The organism is Reyranella sp. (assembly GCF_030651995.1).
Taxonomy (GTDB): Bacteria; Pseudomonadota; Alphaproteobacteria; order Reyranellales; family Reyranellaceae; genus Reyranella.
Genome location: NZ_JAUSBN010000066.1, coordinates 62,389 through 78,935, shown reverse-complemented (window position 1 = coordinate 78,935; position 16,547 = coordinate 62,389). Strand labels below are relative to the sequence as shown.

18 protein-coding genes are annotated in these 16,547 nt (G+C 67.6%); 13 read left to right on the top strand and 5 right to left on the bottom strand.

Going from position 1 to position 16,547, the window contains the following annotated elements:
* Positions 1 to 75 precede the first annotated feature (75 nt).
* The 5 genes from Q7V45_RS20230 to Q7V45_RS20210 are packed head-to-tail and all read left to right on the top strand — an operon-like array spanning position 76 to position 3,637.
* Positions 76 to 831: a Crp/Fnr family transcriptional regulator gene (locus tag Q7V45_RS20230; RefSeq protein WP_304855408.1), complete on the top strand. Its 756-nt coding sequence runs from the start codon at positions 76 to 78 to the stop codon at positions 829 to 831.
* Positions 824 to 1,960: an SbmA/BacA-like family transporter gene (locus tag Q7V45_RS20225; RefSeq protein WP_304855405.1), complete on the top strand. Its 1,137-nt coding sequence runs from the start codon at positions 824 to 826 to the stop codon at positions 1,958 to 1,960. Before Q7V45_RS20230 ends, Q7V45_RS20225 begins: the two co-directional genes overlap by 8 nt.
* Positions 1,961 to 1,982: 22 nt before the next feature.
* The gene (locus tag Q7V45_RS20220; RefSeq protein ID WP_304855402.1) at positions 1,983 to 2,564 is read left to right on the top strand and encodes a YqaA family protein; all 582 of its coding nucleotides are present in this window, start codon (positions 1,983 to 1,985) and stop codon (positions 2,562 to 2,564) included.
* 9 nt (positions 2,565 to 2,573) lie between these two features.
* Positions 2,574 to 3,077 carry a disulfide bond formation protein B gene (locus Q7V45_RS20215; RefSeq protein ID WP_304855399.1) on the top strand — a complete coding sequence of 168 codons (504 nt, stop codon included), beginning with the start codon at positions 2,574 to 2,576 and terminating at the stop codon, positions 3,075 to 3,077.
* Positions 3,074 to 3,637 carry a demethoxyubiquinone hydroxylase family protein gene (locus Q7V45_RS20210; protein WP_304855398.1) on the top strand — a complete coding sequence of 188 codons (564 nt, stop codon included), beginning with the start codon at positions 3,074 to 3,076 and terminating at the stop codon, positions 3,635 to 3,637. The genes Q7V45_RS20215 and Q7V45_RS20210 overlap by 4 nt, the downstream gene beginning before the upstream one ends.
* A 150-nt stretch (positions 3,638 to 3,787) precedes the next feature.
* Here Q7V45_RS20210 and Q7V45_RS20205 read toward each other — a convergent pair whose 3' ends face one another.
* Both Q7V45_RS20205 and Q7V45_RS20200 read right to left on the bottom strand, forming a co-directional pair.
* Positions 3,788 to 4,351, bottom strand: coding sequence for an HNH endonuclease (locus Q7V45_RS20205; protein ID WP_370692633.1), 564 nt, complete (start codon positions 4,349 to 4,351; stop codon positions 3,788 to 3,790).
* Between the two features lie 139 nt (positions 4,352 to 4,490).
* Positions 4,491 to 5,702 carry an MFS transporter gene (locus tag Q7V45_RS20200; RefSeq protein WP_304855396.1) on the bottom strand — a complete coding sequence of 404 codons (1,212 nt, stop codon included), beginning with the start codon at positions 5,700 to 5,702 and terminating at the stop codon, positions 4,491 to 4,493.
* A 119-nt stretch (positions 5,703 to 5,821) separates the two neighbouring features.
* On the opposite strand from Q7V45_RS20200, the gene Q7V45_RS20195 reads away from it, so the two are divergent.
* Positions 5,822 to 6,562, top strand: a complete 741-nt coding sequence (locus tag Q7V45_RS20195) for a hypothetical protein (RefSeq protein WP_304855395.1) — start codon at positions 5,822 to 5,824, stop codon at positions 6,560 to 6,562.
* A 7-nt stretch (positions 6,563 to 6,569) separates the two neighbouring features.
* Positions 6,570 to 6,944: a hypothetical protein gene (locus Q7V45_RS20190; RefSeq protein ID WP_304855393.1), complete on the top strand. Its 375-nt coding sequence runs from the start codon at positions 6,570 to 6,572 to the stop codon at positions 6,942 to 6,944.
* Between the two features lie 5 nt (positions 6,945 to 6,949).
* On the opposite strand, the gene Q7V45_RS20185 is transcribed toward Q7V45_RS20190, so the two are convergent.
* Positions 6,950 to 8,482 carry a hypothetical protein gene (locus Q7V45_RS20185; protein WP_304855390.1) on the bottom strand — a complete coding sequence of 511 codons (1,533 nt, stop codon included), beginning with the start codon at positions 8,480 to 8,482 and terminating at the stop codon, positions 6,950 to 6,952.
* A gap of 142 nt (positions 8,483 to 8,624) precedes the next feature.
* On the opposite strand from Q7V45_RS20185, the gene selD reads away from it, so the two are divergent.
* The 3 genes from selD to Q7V45_RS20170 are packed head-to-tail and all read left to right on the top strand — an operon-like array spanning position 8,625 to position 11,495.
* Positions 8,625 to 10,850: a selenide, water dikinase SelD gene (gene selD, locus Q7V45_RS20180; RefSeq protein WP_304855388.1), complete on the top strand. Its 2,226-nt coding sequence runs from the start codon at positions 8,625 to 8,627 to the stop codon at positions 10,848 to 10,850.
* 58 nt (positions 10,851 to 10,908) lie between these two features.
* Positions 10,909 to 11,043 (top strand): hypothetical protein, encoded by a 135-nt coding sequence (locus Q7V45_RS20175; protein ID WP_304855386.1) that lies wholly within the window; start codon positions 10,909 to 10,911, stop codon positions 11,041 to 11,043.
* A 56-nt stretch (positions 11,044 to 11,099) separates the two neighbouring features.
* A complete protein-coding gene (locus Q7V45_RS20170) occupies positions 11,100 to 11,495 on the top strand; it encodes an OsmC family protein (RefSeq protein WP_304855383.1) in 396 nt (131 codons plus the stop codon).
* 135 nt (positions 11,496 to 11,630) lie between these two features.
* Here the strand turns inward: Q7V45_RS20170 and Q7V45_RS20165 are convergent, their stop codons facing one another.
* On the bottom strand, positions 11,631 to 12,344 hold the full coding sequence (locus Q7V45_RS20165) for a ribonuclease activity regulator RraA (protein ID WP_304855380.1): 714 nt from the start codon (positions 12,342 to 12,344) through the stop codon (positions 11,631 to 11,633).
* A gap of 50 nt (positions 12,345 to 12,394) precedes the next feature.
* On the opposite strand from Q7V45_RS20165, the gene Q7V45_RS20160 reads away from it, so the two are divergent.
* Positions 12,395 to 13,636 carry a CinA family nicotinamide mononucleotide deamidase-related protein gene (locus Q7V45_RS20160; protein ID WP_304855377.1) on the top strand — a complete coding sequence of 414 codons (1,242 nt, stop codon included), beginning with the start codon at positions 12,395 to 12,397 and terminating at the stop codon, positions 13,634 to 13,636.
* Positions 13,637 to 13,670: 34 nt separating this feature from the next.
* Complete coding sequence (locus Q7V45_RS20155) at positions 13,671 to 14,477, top strand: enoyl-CoA hydratase/isomerase family protein (RefSeq protein WP_304855372.1); 807 nt, start codon at positions 13,671 to 13,673, stop codon at positions 14,475 to 14,477.
* 1 nt (position 14,478) lies between these two features.
* Here Q7V45_RS20155 and Q7V45_RS20150 read toward each other — a convergent pair whose 3' ends face one another.
* Complete coding sequence (locus Q7V45_RS20150; protein ID WP_304855368.1) at positions 14,479 to 15,510, bottom strand: DnaJ domain-containing protein; 1,032 nt, start codon at positions 15,508 to 15,510, stop codon at positions 14,479 to 14,481.
* A 117-nt stretch (positions 15,511 to 15,627) separates the two neighbouring features.
* Between Q7V45_RS20150 and Q7V45_RS20145 the strand changes: the two genes are divergently transcribed.
* Entirely contained in the window at positions 15,628 to 16,467 is an 840-nt protein-coding gene (locus Q7V45_RS20145; RefSeq protein ID WP_304855365.1) for a TauD/TfdA family dioxygenase, read from the top strand.
* Positions 16,468 to 16,547 lie beyond the last annotated feature (80 nt).

Below are 16,547 nucleotides of genomic sequence, written 5' to 3'. Positions count from 1 at the left end.
TTTTTTGCGACGCGCGCACATGACCAGAGAAGCACATCGAGAGATGACCAAGAGATGACACGGCGACAGCCGAAAATGACTCCCGCCAACAGGTTGCTGGCGCTGCTACCGGCCACGGATCGCGGACGCCTGGAGCGGCATCTCGAACGCATTCCCCTCACCTACCGGCAGTCGCTCTACCGCGCGCGCCAACCGCTCGACTTCGTCTACTTCATCGAGACCGGGGTCGGGTCGCTCGTCAACACCATGAGGAATGGCGCCGCCGCCGAGGTCGGCACGATCGGAAACGAGGGCATCGTCGGCCTGCCGCTGCTGCTGGGCGACGACCGCGCCCCCACCAGCGTCTATGTCCAGGTGCCGGGCCAGGGCCTGCGTATGACGGCCACGCTGTTCAGCGCCGAACTGGCGCGCAGCGCCTCGATGCGAACGGTGATGCTGCGCTACGCGCATGCGCTGTTCAACCAGGTCGCACAGTCGGCGGCGTGCAATCATTTTCACTCCCTGGAGCAGCGCTGCTGCCGCTGGATGCTGATGACGCACGACCGCATGAAGACCGACGAGTTCCTGCTGACCCAGGAGTTCCTGGCCATGATGCTGGGCGTCCAGCGCACCGGCGTCTCGGCGGCGGCGGGAAAGCTGCAGCGTCGCGGGCTGATCCGTTACAGCCGCGGCATCGTCAACATCCTCGACCGGCGCGGCCTGCGCGAGCGGTCGTGCGAGTGCTATGGCGTTTCCAAGCGCGAATTCGATCGCCTGCTGGGCAGTCCGCCCGCTCACGCGGCCCAGGCGCGCGAGGTCAAGCCCCGCGGACGGCGCATCGTCCGTGTTTGACGCGAGCCTGCTGCTCATCGCGGCCCGCCACCCGCTCCGCCGGTTCTGGCAGAGCGCGCGCCACTTCTGGCAAGGCCCGACGGCCCGGCTCGCCTGGGGCCTGGTCGCCGCGCTGGTGGTGATCACGGTGCTGCAACTGCTGGTCCAGTACCGTCTCAACATCTGGAATCGCGACTTCTTCAATGCCCTCGAGTTCCGCGACGGCGCCGAAATCTGGCACCAGACCCAACTTCTCGCGCTTTTCGCCGCGCTGAGCATCGGCCTCGCCGTGACCGCCGTGTGGGGCCGCATGACCTTTCAGCGCTCGTGGCGGGCCTGGGTCAGCCGGCACCTGATCGACGCCTGGCTGGGCGGTGGCCACTACCTTCACATCGAACTGGGAAACGGCGAGCATCAGAATGCGGAGTACCGGATCACCGAGGATGCGCGGCTGGCGACCGATGCGCCGATCGACCTCGTCGTCGGTCTGCTCGCGTCGGTGCTGACGGCCGGGACGTTCGTGGTCGTGTTGTGGCATGTCGGCGGCGCGCTGGACGCGACGGTCCTGGGGGTGAGCTTCACCATCCCCGGGTATCTGGTCGTTGCCGCCGTGGCGTATGCGATCCTGACCACGGGCACGCTGATGATCATCGGCCGCCACATGATCGGGGTCATCGAGTCCAAGAACCAGGCCGAGGCGGAACTGAAGTATGCCGTAGCCCACCTGCGCGAACGAGCGACCGGGCGCATGTCTCCGAGCGATGTCCAGGGAGCGGCATCGGAGGTCGGCTCGGCATTGAACGACGTGCTGCGGGAGTGGCATCACCTGGCCTGGCAGTACATGCGCACCACCTACATCTCCCATGGCAACACCCTGCTGGCGCCACTGGTCGGCCTGATCCTGTGCGTCCCCCACTATGTGAAGGGCACGATGCTGCTCGGGGACGTGACCCAGGCGGCGGCGGCCTTCGTCGCCGTCCAGGGTGCCTTCAACTGGCTGATCGACAACTTCCCGCGTCTCGCCGAGTGCCTTTCATCGGCCAATCGGGTCGGCAACCTGCTCCTGGCCTTCGATCAGCTCGAGGCGTCGGAGACGGCACCGGCCGCACCCGGCGACCGTCATAGGAAAGCTCCCTCGCTTCGCGAGTAGCAACACGCTAAGAGCGTGTCACATGATCCGCCGCCTCTACGACTGGGTGATCCGCCTCGCCCAACACAAGAACGCCATCCCCGCCATGGGCGTGGTCTCCTTCATGGAGAGTTCGTTCTTCCCCATCCCTCCGGACGTGATGCTGGTGCCGATGGTGCTGGCCAACCGGGCCAAGGCGTTCAGGATCGCCCTGGTCTGCACCGTCTGCTCCGTGCTGGGCGGGCTGTTCGGCTACGCGATCGGCTACTTCTTCTTCGAGACGCTCGGCGCCTGGGTGGTGAAGACCTACGGGCTGCAGGCCGGCCTCGCCACCTTCCGCGCCGGTTTCGAGGAGTACGGGACCTGGATCATCCTGATCAAGGGCCTGACGCCGATCCCCTACAAGCTGGTGACGATTGCTTCAGGGGTCGCGCATTTCGACCTGTTCACGTTCGTGTGGGCGTCCATCTTGACGCGTGGCCTGCGCTTCTTCCTCGTGGCAGCCTTGCTCTGGAAGTTCGGCGAGCCGATCCGGGCCTTCATCGAGAAGCGCCTCACCCTGCTCACCTGGATTTTCCTGTTCGCCTTGATCGGGGGCTTCGTCGTCGTCCGGTTCCTCTTCTAGGATCGTTCCATGGCTGCCACGCAGCGACTTCCCCTCCCCAGCCAGCTCGGCCTCATCGCGCTGCTCGGCAGCGGTGTCATGATCAGCGGCGCCTTCTTCTTCCAGTATGTGATGGGCTTCCCGCCCTGCGAGATGTGCCACTGGCAGCGCTGGCCGCACATCGTGGCCATGGTCGCGGGCCTCGCCGCCTTCGCCGCGTCGAGCCGCCCCCGGCTCGCCACGACCTTCGTGGTCATCGCCATTGCCGCCATCGCCGTCAGTTCGGCGATCGGGATCTTCCATGCCGGCGTCGAGTATCGCTGGTGGGCGGGCCCGCAATCCTGCACCGGCACGGTGCCGACGGGCCTCTCGCCGGAGGAGCTGAAGAAGTACCTGTTCGGCGCCAGGATGGTCCGCTGCGACGCGATCGTGTGGTCCCTGTTCGGCATCTCGATGGCCGGCTGGAACGCGATCCTGTCGGCGATCCTGGCGACCGGCCTCGCCTCTTCCCTCTCACGGATGGCCAGAACATGAAGACCGCCGACAACCGCAATCCCGGCGATCCCGACGCCCGTGAGGTGGTCGAGCGCACGATCCGCGTCGACCAGGCCGGCGAATTCGGCGCCGTGCGCATCTACCAGGGCCAGCTGGCGGCGTTGCGCTGGACCGGTCGCTCCAACAGCGAGACCGGCCGTCGCATCCAGCACATGGCGGCCCAGGAGCGCGAACACAACAAGGTGTTCGACCGCCTGCTGGTCGAGCGCCGCGTGCGGCCGACCGTCCTGTCGCCGCTGTGGAACGTGGCGGGCTTCGCCCTGGGTGCCGCTACCGCGCTGATGGGCGACAAGGCGGCGATGGCCTGCACCGTCGCCGTCGAGGAGACGATCGAAGAGCACTACGCCCACCAGGCCGCGGCGCTGGGCGACGACGAGGCGGAGCTGCGCACGACGGTCGAGAAGTTCCGCGACGAGGAGATCGAGCATCGCGACACCGCACTGGCCGCCGGCGCCGAGCAGGCCCCCGCCTACGAGGCGCTGTCGGCGGTGATCAAGACGGGCTCTCGCCTCGCCATCTGGCTATCGACACGGATTTAAACACCGCGAAAAGAGGTCCCTCGACTGCGCGCCTTCGGCGCTCCGCTCGGGACGACGGTTAAATGCAACCCGTCGTCCTGACCGGAGCCTCGCGCAGCGAGGCGGAGTGGAAGGACCTCTCTTCGTCGGTGTTGGCGACGACGGAGCGGATCAGTTTTGATCGAGTTCGCTGTCCCAATAGAGGAAGTCGCGCCAGCTCTCGTGCAGGTAGCCCGGCGGGAACGCCCGCCCGTGTTCCTGCAGCACCTGGGTCGAGGGCTCGACGGGCGCACAGCGCAGCATCAACCCGCTCTCCTTGAGCAGCATGTTGCCCTTCCGCAGGTTGCAGGGGCTGCAGGCGGTGACGACGTTCTGCCAGCTCGTACGGCCGCCGCGCGACTTCGGGATCACATGGTCGAAAGTGAGTTCGCTGGTGGCGAAGTCGCCGTTGCAATACTGGCAGGTGAAGCGGTCGCGCAGGAACACGTTGAAGCGCGTAAAGGCCGGCCGCCGAGCCGCCGGCACGTATTCCTTGAGCGCGATGACGCTGGGCAGCCGCATCTCGAAGGTCGGGCTGTGGATCGTGCGGTCGTATTCAGAGACGACGCTCACCCGGTCCAGGAACACCGCCTTCACGGCATCCTGCCAAGACCAGACGGACAGGGGAAAATACGACAGGGGCCGAAAATCGGCGTTGAGCACCAGCGCGTGGCAGGACTCAAGGCCGGGCGCCACGGTTAGGCCCGCCGCCGCCGCAGGATGGGACTACTCGGAAAATCGATGCGGTCCAACATGCCGGCCATAGTGGCCGGACTCCCGGTGAAACACAATATCCGGGAGCCATCGTCACCGACATGTCATTGAGGATAGGGTCCTAGCGGCTCAGACGCTCCCGGGCGCCGGCCTCGGAACCAAGGGTGGCGGCGGCGGTCGCCAGCGCCACCACCGAAAGCACCATGACGGCGGCATAACCGCCGGTCAGGTCGTGCAGCACGCCGCCGATCCAGGCCCCCAGGAAGCCCCCCAGCCCCATGCCGATGGCGATCAGCCCGTAGATGCGGCCGAAATGCGCGCCGCGATAGCGCAGGGTGGCCAGGGTCGAGATCATCGGCCCGCGCGAGCCCATGCTGCCGCCGAACAGCAGCACGAAGGTCCACAGCCAGAAATCGTCGTCCGGCCCGCGCACCAGCGCCAGCGCCCCGACCCCGGCGATCGAGCAGGCATAGGCCAGGATCGCCGCCAGCCGGCGGCCGCCACGGTCGGCCAGCCACGAGAAGCCGATCATGCCGAGCGGCGTCAGGAAGCCCGCGACCGCCATCGCGCGTGCCGCGTAGGGGCCGTCCATGCCGCGCTCGAGCAGATAGACCATGGTCTGCGGCATCAGCGCGAAGATGCCGATCGAGGTCAGCGCGAACGACGAGGTCAGCGCCCAGAACGGCCAGTCGCGCAACGCCTCGCCCACCGTGACGCCGGGCGCCGCCGTCTCGCGCAGCTTGGCGAGGCCCGGCGCGCCGCGCTCGATCTTCTTCCACGGCAGCACCAGCAGCAGCGGGATGAAGATCGCGCCCACGCCGGAGAAGACGAGATAGGCGTGGCGCCAGCCGTCCGTCTCGATGAGATATTGCGCCGCCGGAAAAGTCGCCATCGCGCCGACACCGGAGGCCGACCAGCAGACGGCGAGCGGCACGCCGAGGCGATTGGCCGGAAACCAGCGGGCGATCAGCGACGAGGACAGGATTCCGGAGAGCGATGCCGCGCCGAACCCCATCATCAGCCCCATCGACAGATAGAGGTGCCAGAGATGGCTGGCCTGCGAGGCGACCGCGGTGCTGGCCGCCGCCGCGACCGCGCCGACCACGGTGAGGGCGCGCAGGCCGAAACGGTCGAGGATCCAGCCGGTGATCGGCGCGGCAGTGCCGCCGACCAGCAGCGCGAAACTGTAGATCAACGTGACCGAGCCTCGATTGGCGTCGAAGGCGTGCTGCAGCGCCGGCACAAAGACGAGGAAGGTGTCGCTGATCGAGCGACTGGCCACGCCGAGCGCAAAACACAGCGCCACGAGCGCCCACGGCAGAGCCGATCCCATCACCCCCAACCTCGACGAGCGCGGCATCCGATGCAAGCCTAGAGACGGCCCGGCAGGCTTGCATTCTCCGCATGCGCGCGGCAGCTTCGGCGCCCGGTTTTCACGCTGCGAGGGCCACGGTGGACGACACTCTCATCATCAAGGCCGGCTTCAACGGCCCGCGCCTCTCGGGCAATGGCGGCTATGTCGCGGGCCTGCTGGCCGAGCGCTACACCCGCACCTTCGGCGGTGGCGCTGGCGGCAGTGGGGGCGCCGTCGAGATCACGCTTCGCGCGCCGATCCCCATCGAGACCCCGATGAACCTCGTGCGCGAGGACGTGGCCCTGACGATGCGCGATGGCGATACGCTGATCTGCGAGGCGCGCGCCGGAAAGGTCGACCATCTCGATCCGCCGAAGCCGCCGTCGGACTGGAACGAGGTGATGCATCAGGACGCGGTCGGCGGCTGCGGCGACGGCAGCGACTTCCAATGGTGCCTCGTCTGCGGTCGCAGCCGCGGCGTCGGCGATGGCTTGCGCGTATTCGGCAGCCACTCGGGCAGCGGTACGTCTCTCTCCTGCTACGTGCCGCACGCCAACCACGCCGACGGCGACGGCCGCATCAGGCCGGAGTTCCTGTGGGGCACGCTCGACTGTCCCGGCGCCTGGGCCGCCCAGGATCCCGACGACATCCGCCCCGCCCTCACCGGCCGCATGACCGCGAAGGTGTTCGACCGCCCCAGGGTCGGCGAACGCTGTGCCGTCGTCGGCTGGCGCATCGGCGCCGAGGGCCGCAAGCTCTATTCAGGGACCGCGCTCTATACGGAGTCCGGCCGCCTCTGCGCGATCGGACACTGCACGTGGATCGTATTGAAGGAATAGAGGGACAATGTCCCCGCTCCTCATCCTTCTGATTGCCGCCGTCGTGGCCTTCGTCCTGCTGCTGAAGTTCGGCCCAGACCCACGACGAAACGCGACCGACTTCTTCATTGCCGGGCTCGCCGCAGTGAACATTGCAGGTGTCCTCGGCCTCGCATGGTTCGTGGTCGAGATGCTCATACATGACGGCGTGATGGTCCTGGAGATGCTGAGCTGTGTCGTTGCGATGTCGCTCCTGGCGGTGACCACCGCCGGCGCCCTCCTGCTCAAGCGTCGTGGCAGGAAGAAGACCGCGATCATCCTGTCGGGAGTCACGGCCCTGCCGGCGATCTTCGTCTACGGGTTTCTGGTCTACCTCGACGCCAATCCGATCGACTGGCGCTGACGCGGTCAGCGCTCGCGCACGAAGATCACGGCCGCTTCGTCGGCATAGGCCTGGCGCCAGCCCGGCAGGCGGGCCATCAGGCGGTTGGCCGGCTGGTCGGGCGGCATGAAGGTCCAGTCGATGCGGTTGCGTTCGAGCAGCTGCTCCAGCGGCTCGCCGCCGCGCAGGCCGATCGTGTCGGCGTAGCGCCGGATGAAATCGCGGCCATAGAGCTCGCCGCGGCCGTCGATGAAGGTCGGCACGCCGGCATGGATGAGATAGCCGCCGAACACATAGTGGTTGAGCACGCGGCCGCCGATCCCCGCCTGCTTCACATAGGCCATCGCAGTCGAGGGCATGGTCGAGAGCGGTGGCACAATGCCGCCGTAGCGCACGAGGCCGAGCGCGATCAGAGCGCAGCAGCCGACCCCCACGACGGCGGCGGCGCGCCCGGCCGGCAGCGCCAGCGCGGCAGCCTGGCCGGGGAGCGAACCGTCGCGGCCGGCGGAGGAATCGGGCCGCAGCGCCGGCCACTGACGCGCCAGCAGCGGCGCCAGCGCCAGCGGCGCGAGCATGGCCAGCAGCTCGGCATTGAAGGCGTAGCGCAGATAGAGGTGCAGCAGGCCGAGCACGATCAGGAGCCGCAGCAGCGGCAGCTTCAGACCGCGCGACAGGGCGGCATAGAGAGCGATCAGAAGCACCAGCTCCTGCAGCGGCGCCTTCTGGAAGTCGGGTGACTTCCATTCCGCGATGAAGGCCAGCGTGTCGTCGAGGGCGAAGATGCGCAACGTCACCCAGATCGATTCGGGACCGTAGGGCGTGATGCAGGCCGCGACGAACGAGGCGATGCCGAACTTCGCCCAGCCGGACAGCAAGGTCTTGCGCTCCGCGGCATCGCGCGCGCCGACCACCGCCTCGACCGCGAAGGCGACGCCCAGCAGCAGGCCCATGATGAAGCTGCCATGCAGGTTGGCCCACAGCAGCATGACGAGCAGCAGCAGCGGCGCGGGCGGACGGCGCTCCTCGACGGCGCGCACGAGGCCCGCCATCCAGACCAGCATGAACGGAAAGGCGAGCACCGCCGGCCGCGCAAGGAAGTGCGGCAGGGTCATCGCGATGGCGGCCAGCACGAACACCGCGGCCGGCAAGGGTCGCAGATCGCGCAGCAGGAGCCGCAGCATCATCGCGAAGGAGACGGCGAGCGCGCCCGCGGCCAGCACGGTGACACCGCCCCAGCCGCCGAGCTTGAACGCGACCGACATCAGGAGCTGCGACAGCCACTCCTTGGCGATCCACGGCTGGCCCGCGAAGGAGAAGGAGAACGGATCGGCCGTCGGCACCGCGCCCTTGGCCAGCATCCAGTTGCCGACCGCGATGTGCCAGTGGGTATCGGGATCGGCCAGCAACGGCAGTCCGCTGCCGTTGGCAAGACAGATGAAGAGGAGCAGCCCCAGCACCAGCGGCCAGGACAGCGACCATGCCGAGCGCGGTTGCGCGACGCGCGCGGCCTCATCCTCGGGAAAATCAGGGGAAACCGTGAGGCCGGAAGAGACGGCCATGCAGGGGTGGCTCCGAAATCAGGGGAACAAGCACCCCTAATCAATTGATATACATTACAATTTCTTCGGACACCACTAATAGATTGCAGTGCGCGGACGACGGCGGGATCGTGCCTCCGGCGAATGCACGAAAGGAAAGACGATGCAGGCGGCGCCCCTTCTCAAGGATCTCGTGCTCGTGGGCGGCGGCCATTCGCATGTTCATGTGGTGAAGAGCTTCGGCATGATGCCGATGCCGGGGGTGCGGCTCACCCTGATCGGGCGGGACATCGAGACGCCCTATTCCGGCATGATCCCGGGCTTCGTGGCCGGCACCTATTCCTTCGACGAGTGCCATATCGACCTCGCGCGACTCTGCGCTTGGACCGGCGCGCGATTGATCCACGCCGAAGCGATCGGGCTCGATCGCGCGAACCGGCGGGTGCTGCTGAAGGATCGGCCGCCGGTCTCCTACGATCTCGTGTCGCTCGACGTCGGCTCCTCGCCCAGCATGGGCGCGATCGCCGGCGCGGCCGAGCATGCGACGCCGGTGAAGCCCATCGCCGAGCTCGGCCGCCGCTGGCTGGGCTTCCTCGAACGCGTGAAGGACTGGCAGGGCGCGTTGCGCATCGCCGTGATCGGCGGCGGCGCGGGCGGTGTCGAGCTGGCGCTGGCCATCGACCATCGGCTGCGTCAGGTCGCGCGCAACGCCGAGGTCTCCGTCACGCTGGCCACCAAGGGCGAGATCCTGTCGGGCCAGGCGGTCGGCGCGCGACGGCGGATGCGCGCCATCTTCGCGCGTCGCGGCGTGCGGCTGCTGGAGAACGCCGCCACGACCCGCATCGACGCCGATGCGGTTCATCTCGAAACCGGCGAGCGCCTGCCGGTCGACGACGTCTTCGTCGTGACGCAGGCCAGCGCCGCGGCCTGGTTCGCCGGTACCGGCCTGCCGCTCGACGAGCGCGGCTTTTTCGCGGTCGAGCCGACCCTGGCCTCGAGCGGCGATCCGCTGGTGTTCGCGGCCGGCGACTGTGCCAGCGTGACCGCCCATCCGCGTCCCAAGGCCGGCGTCTTCGCCGTGCGCCACGGGCCGCCGCTCGCGGCCAACCTGCGCCGTGCCCTGCTGGGGCAGACGCCGGAACCCTTCACGCCGCAGCGACGCTATCTCTCGATCCTCGGCACCGGCGACGGCAACGCCGTGGCGACGCGCGGCTCGTGGGCCTTCGAGGGCTCGTGGGTGTGGCGCTGGAAGGACCATATCGACCGCAAGTGGATGCGCATGTATCGCGAGCCGCCGGCGACGCCGATGAACCCGGCCGCACGCGCCGCCCCGCCTGATCCGGCGCTGGCCGATGCCGAGGCGAAACGCCTGCTGACCGATATCGGCATGCGCTGCGGCGGTTGCGGCGCCAAGGTGGGCGCCGGCGTGCTCGATCGCGTGCTCGCGCGGCTCGGCCCCTCGCCAGGCTCCAACGTCACGATCGGCCTCGATGCGCCCGACGATGCGGCGATGATCGAGGTGCCGCCGGGCCAGGCGCTGGTGCAATCGGTCGATTTCTTCCGCACCTTCATCGACGATCCCTTCGCCTTCGGCGAAGTCGCCGCCGTGCATGCCCTGGGCGACATCTGGGCGATGGGGGCGAAGCCGCACAGCGCGCTCGCGCTGGCGGTCGTGCCGGCGGCGGCCGAACGGCTGATGGAGGAAGACCTCTTCCAGATGCTGTCGGGCGCGCGGCGCATCCTCGACGGCGCGGGCTGCGCGCTGATCGGCGGCCATTCCGGCGAAGGGCCCGAGGCGGCGCTGGGCTTCTCGGTGAACGGCCTCGTCGTCGCCTCGCAAGCCTTGCGCAAGGGCGGACTGAAACCAGGCGACAAACTGGTGCTGACGAAGCCGCTCGGCACCGGCGTGATCTTCGCCGCTGCGATGCGCGGCATGGCGAAGGCGAGCTGGATCGACAGCGCGCTCGCCTCGATGCGGACGCCGTCGGGCGATGCTGCACGTGCGTTGTTGCCGGCGGGCGCGCATGCCTGCACCGACGTGACGGGCTTCGGCCTCGCCGGCCATCTCGCCGAGATGATACGCGCCAGCGGCAATGTCATGGTCGAGCTGCATCTCGACTCGCTGCCGGTGCTTCCCGGCGCGCTTGAACTGTTCGCGCAAGGCTTCGCAAGTTCGTTGCAACCAGCGAATCTGCGCGCGCGCCATCTCATCGATGGACTGGACCACGCATCGCATCACGCGAAGATTCCGCTGCTGTTCGATCCGCAAACTGCGGGTGGATTGCTCGCTTCACTGCCCGCCGATGCATCGCTCAGCGACCACATGACTCACATCGGCACGATAAAATCACGCGAAGAATGCGTGACAGGAATAAGAATCGTGATCTAGATGCAATCAGGAGCGGTGCGATCTGTGCCGTTCCTTGACATGAACAGGGAGATTTCAGATGGCTGCGAAGAAGAAGGTTGCGAAGAAGAAGGCGGTGAAGAAGGCCGTTGCGAAGGCGAAGACCAAGACCGCCGCCAAGAAGGTTGTGAAGAAGGCCGCCAAGAAGGCAGCTTCCAGCCGCAAGCGTCGCTAGACTGGTGCGAGGGCCCGGCAACGGGCCCTCCAGCATCGGGAGGCGACGACGGCGACATGGCACACGCGAAGGCAAGCATCGGCACGACCAACTACGCAACCGCCATCACGACCGGCCACGCCGGACACCACAAGCTCACGGCCGACGAAGGCCCTGAACTGGGCGGCACGGACGCCGGCCCCGCCCCCTACGATCTCCTCACCTCGGCGCTGGGCGCCTGCACGGTCATCACGCTCCGCATGTATGCCGAGCGCAAGCAGTGGCCGGTCACGGCAGTCCATGCCGACATCCACTTCAGCCGCGATGGCGACAAGCAGCGCATCGACCGGGTCCTCACGATCGAGGGCGAAGTCGACGACGAGCAGAAAAAACGCATGGCCGACATCGCGGAGCGCACGCCGGTGACTCTGACCCTGAAGAACGGCCTGGAAATCAGGACGTCGCTGGCGTGATTCTCGTCGTCTCGACCGAAGCCTTGCGCAGCAGGGCGTAGTGGAGAGACCTTTTCTCCACGATTTGCCTGCCAATTTGCCGATAGAAGATCTCTCCACTGCGCGCCTTCGGCGCTTCGGTCGAGATGATGGAATCTACTTCCCCCGCGCCTTCCACGCCTCGAAGTCGCGCCTGGCTTCCTCGCCGGCGACGGGGAACAGCCCCTTGAGCGACCGCCCGCGCGCTACCTCGGCTTCGGCGAATTCCTCATAGGCATAGGTGTCGAGCGCCTCCTGGGCCACGGCCTCGACGATGTCGGGCGGGATCACGAGCACCGCGTCGCGGTCGCCGACGATCACGTCGCCGGGATAGATGGCGACGCCACCGCAGGCGATGGGCAGGTTGAGGTCGACCGGCCGATGCGCGATCGGGCTCGGCGGCGAGGATGGGCGGCGGTGATAAGCCGGCAATCCCGTCTTGTGCACGCCGTCGGTGTCGCGGAAGCCACCGTCGGTGACGATGCCGGCCGCGCCGCGCGCCTTCAGCCGGCCGACATACAGATCGCCCGCCGACGCCGCCCGCGAATCGCCGCGCGAGTCGATCATCAGCACATGACCCGGCGGGCACTCCTCCATCGCCTGCGGCTGCACCATCGAGCGGTTGGTCGAGGTCGGTCCGTCCTTGTCCTCGCGCGAGGGAATGAAGCGCATCGTGAAGGCGATACCCACCATGCGCGGCTGCTCGGGCCGGATCGGCCACACGTCGTATAGGGTCATGCTGCGCAGGCCGCGCTTGTTAAGCACGCCGGTCAAAGTCGAGGTGCCGACCCTGGCCAGCGCCTCTCGCAGATCGGACGACAGGACGGTCATGACGTTTCTCTCCCTCGCTTTCCGCCAGACGTTAGCCGATAATTCCCGGCATGCGCGTTGAAATCCTCTGTACCGGCGACGAGATCCTCACCGGCAAGACCATCAACACCAACTACAGCCACATGGCCCGCCGCCTCGTCGAAATCGGGCTGGGCGTGCACTGGGGCACCACTGTCGGCGACGACCGCGAGAGTCTGCTGAAGGCCTTCCATCAGGCCAGCGAGCGCGCCGACGCGGTGATCGTCAACGGCGGGCTGGGGCCCACTGTCGACGACCTCTCGCAGGAGATCGCGGCCCAGGCCTGCGGCGTCGAGCTGGTGCGGAGCGACTACTGGATGACACGGATGGAGGAATCCTACGCTCGGCGCGGCCGGGTCATGCCGCCCAACAACGTGAAGCAGGCGATGCTGCCGGCCAATGCCGAGTTCATCGACAATCCGATCGGTACCGCCTGCGGCTTCGCCGTCACCATCGGCAAGGCGCGCTTCTTCTTCACGCCCGGCGTGCCGCGCGAGATGCGCCGCATGCTGGACGAGCAGGTGCTGCCGCGCCTCCTGGCGATGAGCGGTCTCACGGGCGTCACCCGGCTGAAGCGCTTCCACACGTTCGGCATCGGCGAGTCGCGCGCCGACCAGATGCTGGGCGACATGGACGTGTTCAAGGACGAGGGCGGCATCAAGCTCGGCTTCCAGGCGCATTACCCGCAGCTCGAGACCAAGCTCGCGCTCCGCGCCGACGACGAGACGGCCCTGGCCGCCCTGCTCGCCCCGGCCGAGGCCGAGGTGCGCAAGCGGCTGGGCAACTTCATCGTCGCCGAGGACGACCAGACCATCGAAGGCGTGATCCTGGGCAGGCTGCTGGCGAGCGGATCGACCCTCGCCATCGCCGAGACGGTGACCGGGGGCCATCTCGCCGCGCGCATCGCCCCGCTGCCCGGCGCCGAACGGGCGTTCCGGCGCGGCACCATCGCGCGCGTTCCTTCCGAGCTCGGCGCCACGGCGGTCGCGCCCGATCAGGCCGCCATCGTCGCCAAGGCGCTGCGCGCCTCGAGCGGCGCCAGCCACGCGCTGGTCGTGCTGCTCGAACTCGACGAAGGCACCGACCGGCCGGACATGGGCGGCAACATCTGCATCGGGCTCGCCGACGCGAACGGCGCGGTCACGCGACAGGCTCGCCTGGTCGGCGGCCGCGACTGGGTACGCATCGGCGCGACGGAGCTAGGCCTCGACTGCCTGCGCCGTCACCTGCTCGGCCTGCCGGTGGATGAACGCATCGATTTCGAGCGGCGTTGACCGGGCCGCCTTACTGAACGGATAGGAGCAACGCATGGCCGTCGTCGAAACCGAGAAGCACGGGCAGATCTTCGTCGTACGGATGAACAGGCCCGATCGTCTGAACGCCCTCAATCACGAGATGCGCACCGAACTGTCGGCGGCGTGGAACACGTTCCGCACCGCCAAGGATCTCGAGGTCGCGATCTTCACCGGCGCCGGCCGCGGCTTCTGCGCCGGCGAGGACATGAAGGAATCGCTGAAGGACGGCGCGCCGGGCGGCCGCCGCCCGGAGATCGAGGACCCGTTCATGTCGGGCAAGCTCGAGAAGCCGGTGATCGCCGCGATCAACGGCTTCGCCATGGGCGGCGGCTTCATGCTGGTCGAGCGCACCGACCTGCGCGTTGCCGTGCGCGAGGCGGTATTCGAGGTCTCCGAGGCCAAGCGCTGGCTGCTCGGCGGCTACAATCACGGCCACATCGCCAACCTGCCCTATCCGGTGGCGATGGAGATGGCGCTCGGCTTCCGCTTCACCGCGCAGCGCTTCTACGAGATCGGCTTCGTCAACCGCCTGGTCGATTCCGCCGAGCTCATGCCGACGGCGATGTCGATGGCCGAACATCTGCTGACCCTGCCGCCGGCCTCGCGGGTGAACACGGTGCACATGATGCGCCAGATGCGCCCCGCCCCCGGCCCCGACCTGCAGAAGCTGGCGGCCGCTCTGCACGAGCACGGCGCGAAGAGCGACCTGATGGAATCCCGTGCCGCCTTCGCCGAGAAGCGCAAACCCAACTTCAAGGGCTGGAACGACCCGGAAGACCGGTATCGGCTGCCGACTCTCGAGAGCGTGAAGAAGACGTAGCCTAGTACGCCTGCCCCACGCATCGAGCGGCGACGGTCTCGATGATCGCGCCGCGGGTGTCGGCGTAATAGATGTAGGTCCCGGTCTCCAGTCCGCGCTTGATGCCGATGATGATCGTATCGCTCGGCACGATGTTGTTCAGCAGGACGAGATAGCGGTCCGCCAGCTGGACCGAGGCGCGCACCGGGGCGGCGCCATTGTAGATTACGGTCGGCTCGCCACCGCGGTTGACGATGGCGAACTTGGCACCGTCGTCGGCGACGCAGACCGACTGGCCGTCGACGTTCAGCGCCGGTACGGGCGCCATCACCGTCGCCTGGCCCGCCGTCCGGCCGGGCAGCGGCGCAGAGGGCGGCAGGCCCCAAGGCGCAAGCTGGCTCGGCTGGTTGAGCGGCGGCACCGGCTTGGGTTTCGGCGTGGCTTGCGGCTTCGTCTCGACCGCCGGCTTCGGCTCGGACGGCCGCGCAGTCTCGGCCGCCATGACCTGCAGACCCGGCCCCTTCACCGCGCGCGTGGCAAGATAGCCGCCGACCCCGATGAAGGTCATCAGCACGATGGCGACGACCATGATCGAACGCCGCCGCGCCATCGCGGCGGCGTGCGGCAGGTAGGCCGTCGGCTGCGCGGGCCTGGGCGGGAGCAACGGTCTGAACGGACGCCTTCTTGCCGGCGGACCAGCGGCGGGTCTCGTGACGGCTTTGGAGGTGGTCTTGCCGAACAGTTTCTCCGCGATCGTCGCTTTCGGGGCCGCCTTCGCCGCCCACGCGGCCGCGGCGGCCTGTTCGCGCCGGGTCCGCTCGGCATCGAGCGCCGCCTGCACCCTTGAATCGTACCGCGCGCGCGCGTCCGGATCGGAGAGCGTCTGGTAGGCGTCGGTGATCTGGCGGAAATTGAACGCAGCGAGTTCGGGATTTCCGGCCGCCACGTCGGGATGATAACGCTTGGCCAGTGCCACGTAGGCGGCACGGATCGTTGCCGCGTCAGCCGTTCTCGGCACGCCCAGCACCAGGTAATGATCGACGTCGATCCTCATCGCCCCGTCAGTCTACCGGATTCCGCCGCCGGCGGCCCGGATTTCGCGCATTGAATGTTTTTGCGGGGGACGGGCAGCCTTCCCCGGCATATCCTCCCGAAAACGGAGGAAACACCAATGGCCTATCAGTCGATCGAAGTGCGCAAACTGACGCCGTCCATCGGAGCGGAGATATTCGGTGTCGATCTCGGAAAGCCGCTCGGCAACCAGCAGTTCCAGGAGGTGCACGATGCGCTGATGGAGAACCTGGTGATCTTCTTCCGCGACCAGAAGATGTCGATGGAACAGCACAAGGAGTTCGGCCGGCGTTTCGGGCCGCTGCATGTCCATCCCAACGCTCCCATCACCTTCCCCGAGCATCCCGAGATCCTGGTGATCAAGGCCGATGAGAATTCGAAGCATGTCGCGGGCGAGGAATGGCACACCGACGTGTCGTGCGACCTCGAGCCGCCGATGGGCTCGATCCTCCATCTCACCGAGGTGCCGCCGGAGGGCGGCGGCGACACGCTGTTCGCCAACATGTACCGCGCCTACGACACGCTCTCCGAGCCGATGAAGCGGATGCTGCAGGGGCTGACCGCGCTGCACGACAGCTCCAAGGCGCACTACTATCGCGTCAAGGCCACGGATCGCAACGACATCAAGTTCCCCAACGCCGAGCACCCGATCGTGCGAACGCACCCGGTGACCGGCAGGCAGAGCCTCTACGTCAATCGCGGCTTCACCCTGCGCATCCCGCAGCTCAAGCGCCCCGAGAGCGACGCGCTGCTCGAAATGCTCTACCGCCACATCGAGACGCCGGAATTCCAGTGCCGCTTCAAGTGGCAGCCAAACTCGGTGGCCTTCTGGGACAATCGCTGCGTCCAGCACCACGCGATGTTCGACTACTTCCCGCACCGCCGGTACGGCCACCGCGTAACGGTCTGCGGCGACAGGCCTTTCCTGCGCGTGAACTGACGTGGGGCGGGGCGGCCTTTACAGCCGCCCGGCCTTCGACCTATATCCCTGACACCATGCTGCGTTTCGCGACCAAAACG

Coding starts and splice junctions, on each gene's coding strand:
- selD (WP_304855388.1), top strand. CDS start 8,625: ATGCAGGCGGCGCCCCTTCTCAAGGATCTCGTGCTCGTGGGCGGCGGC.
- Q7V45_RS20185 (WP_304855390.1), bottom strand. CDS start 8,482: ATGGCCGTCTCTTCCGGCCTCACGGTTTCCCCTGATTTTCCCGAGGAT.
- Q7V45_RS20220 (WP_304855402.1), top strand. CDS start 1,983: ATGATCCGCCGCCTCTACGACTGGGTGATCCGCCTCGCCCAACACAAG.
- Q7V45_RS20200 (WP_304855396.1), bottom strand. CDS start 5,702: ATGGGATCGGCTCTGCCGTGGGCGCTCGTGGCGCTGTGTTTTGCGCTC.
- Q7V45_RS20190 (WP_304855393.1), top strand. CDS start 6,570: ATGTCCCCGCTCCTCATCCTTCTGATTGCCGCCGTCGTGGCCTTCGTC.
- Q7V45_RS20170 (WP_304855383.1), top strand. CDS start 11,100: ATGGCACACGCGAAGGCAAGCATCGGCACGACCAACTACGCAACCGCC.
- Q7V45_RS20145 (WP_304855365.1), top strand. CDS start 15,628: ATGGCCTATCAGTCGATCGAAGTGCGCAAACTGACGCCGTCCATCGGA.
- Q7V45_RS20155 (WP_304855372.1), top strand. CDS start 13,671: ATGGCCGTCGTCGAAACCGAGAAGCACGGGCAGATCTTCGTCGTACGG.
- Q7V45_RS20210 (WP_304855398.1), top strand. CDS start 3,074: ATGAAGACCGCCGACAACCGCAATCCCGGCGATCCCGACGCCCGTGAG.
- Q7V45_RS20230 (WP_304855408.1), top strand. CDS start 76: ATGACTCCCGCCAACAGGTTGCTGGCGCTGCTACCGGCCACGGATCGC.
- Q7V45_RS20160 (WP_304855377.1), top strand. CDS start 12,395: ATGCGCGTTGAAATCCTCTGTACCGGCGACGAGATCCTCACCGGCAAG.
- Q7V45_RS20215 (WP_304855399.1), top strand. CDS start 2,574: ATGGCTGCCACGCAGCGACTTCCCCTCCCCAGCCAGCTCGGCCTCATC.
- Q7V45_RS20165 (WP_304855380.1), bottom strand. CDS start 12,344: ATGACCGTCCTGTCGTCCGATCTGCGAGAGGCGCTGGCCAGGGTCGGC.
- Q7V45_RS20150 (WP_304855368.1), bottom strand. CDS start 15,510: ATGAGGATCGACGTCGATCATTACCTGGTGCTGGGCGTGCCGAGAACG.
- Q7V45_RS20175 (WP_304855386.1), top strand. CDS start 10,909: ATGGCTGCGAAGAAGAAGGTTGCGAAGAAGAAGGCGGTGAAGAAGGCC.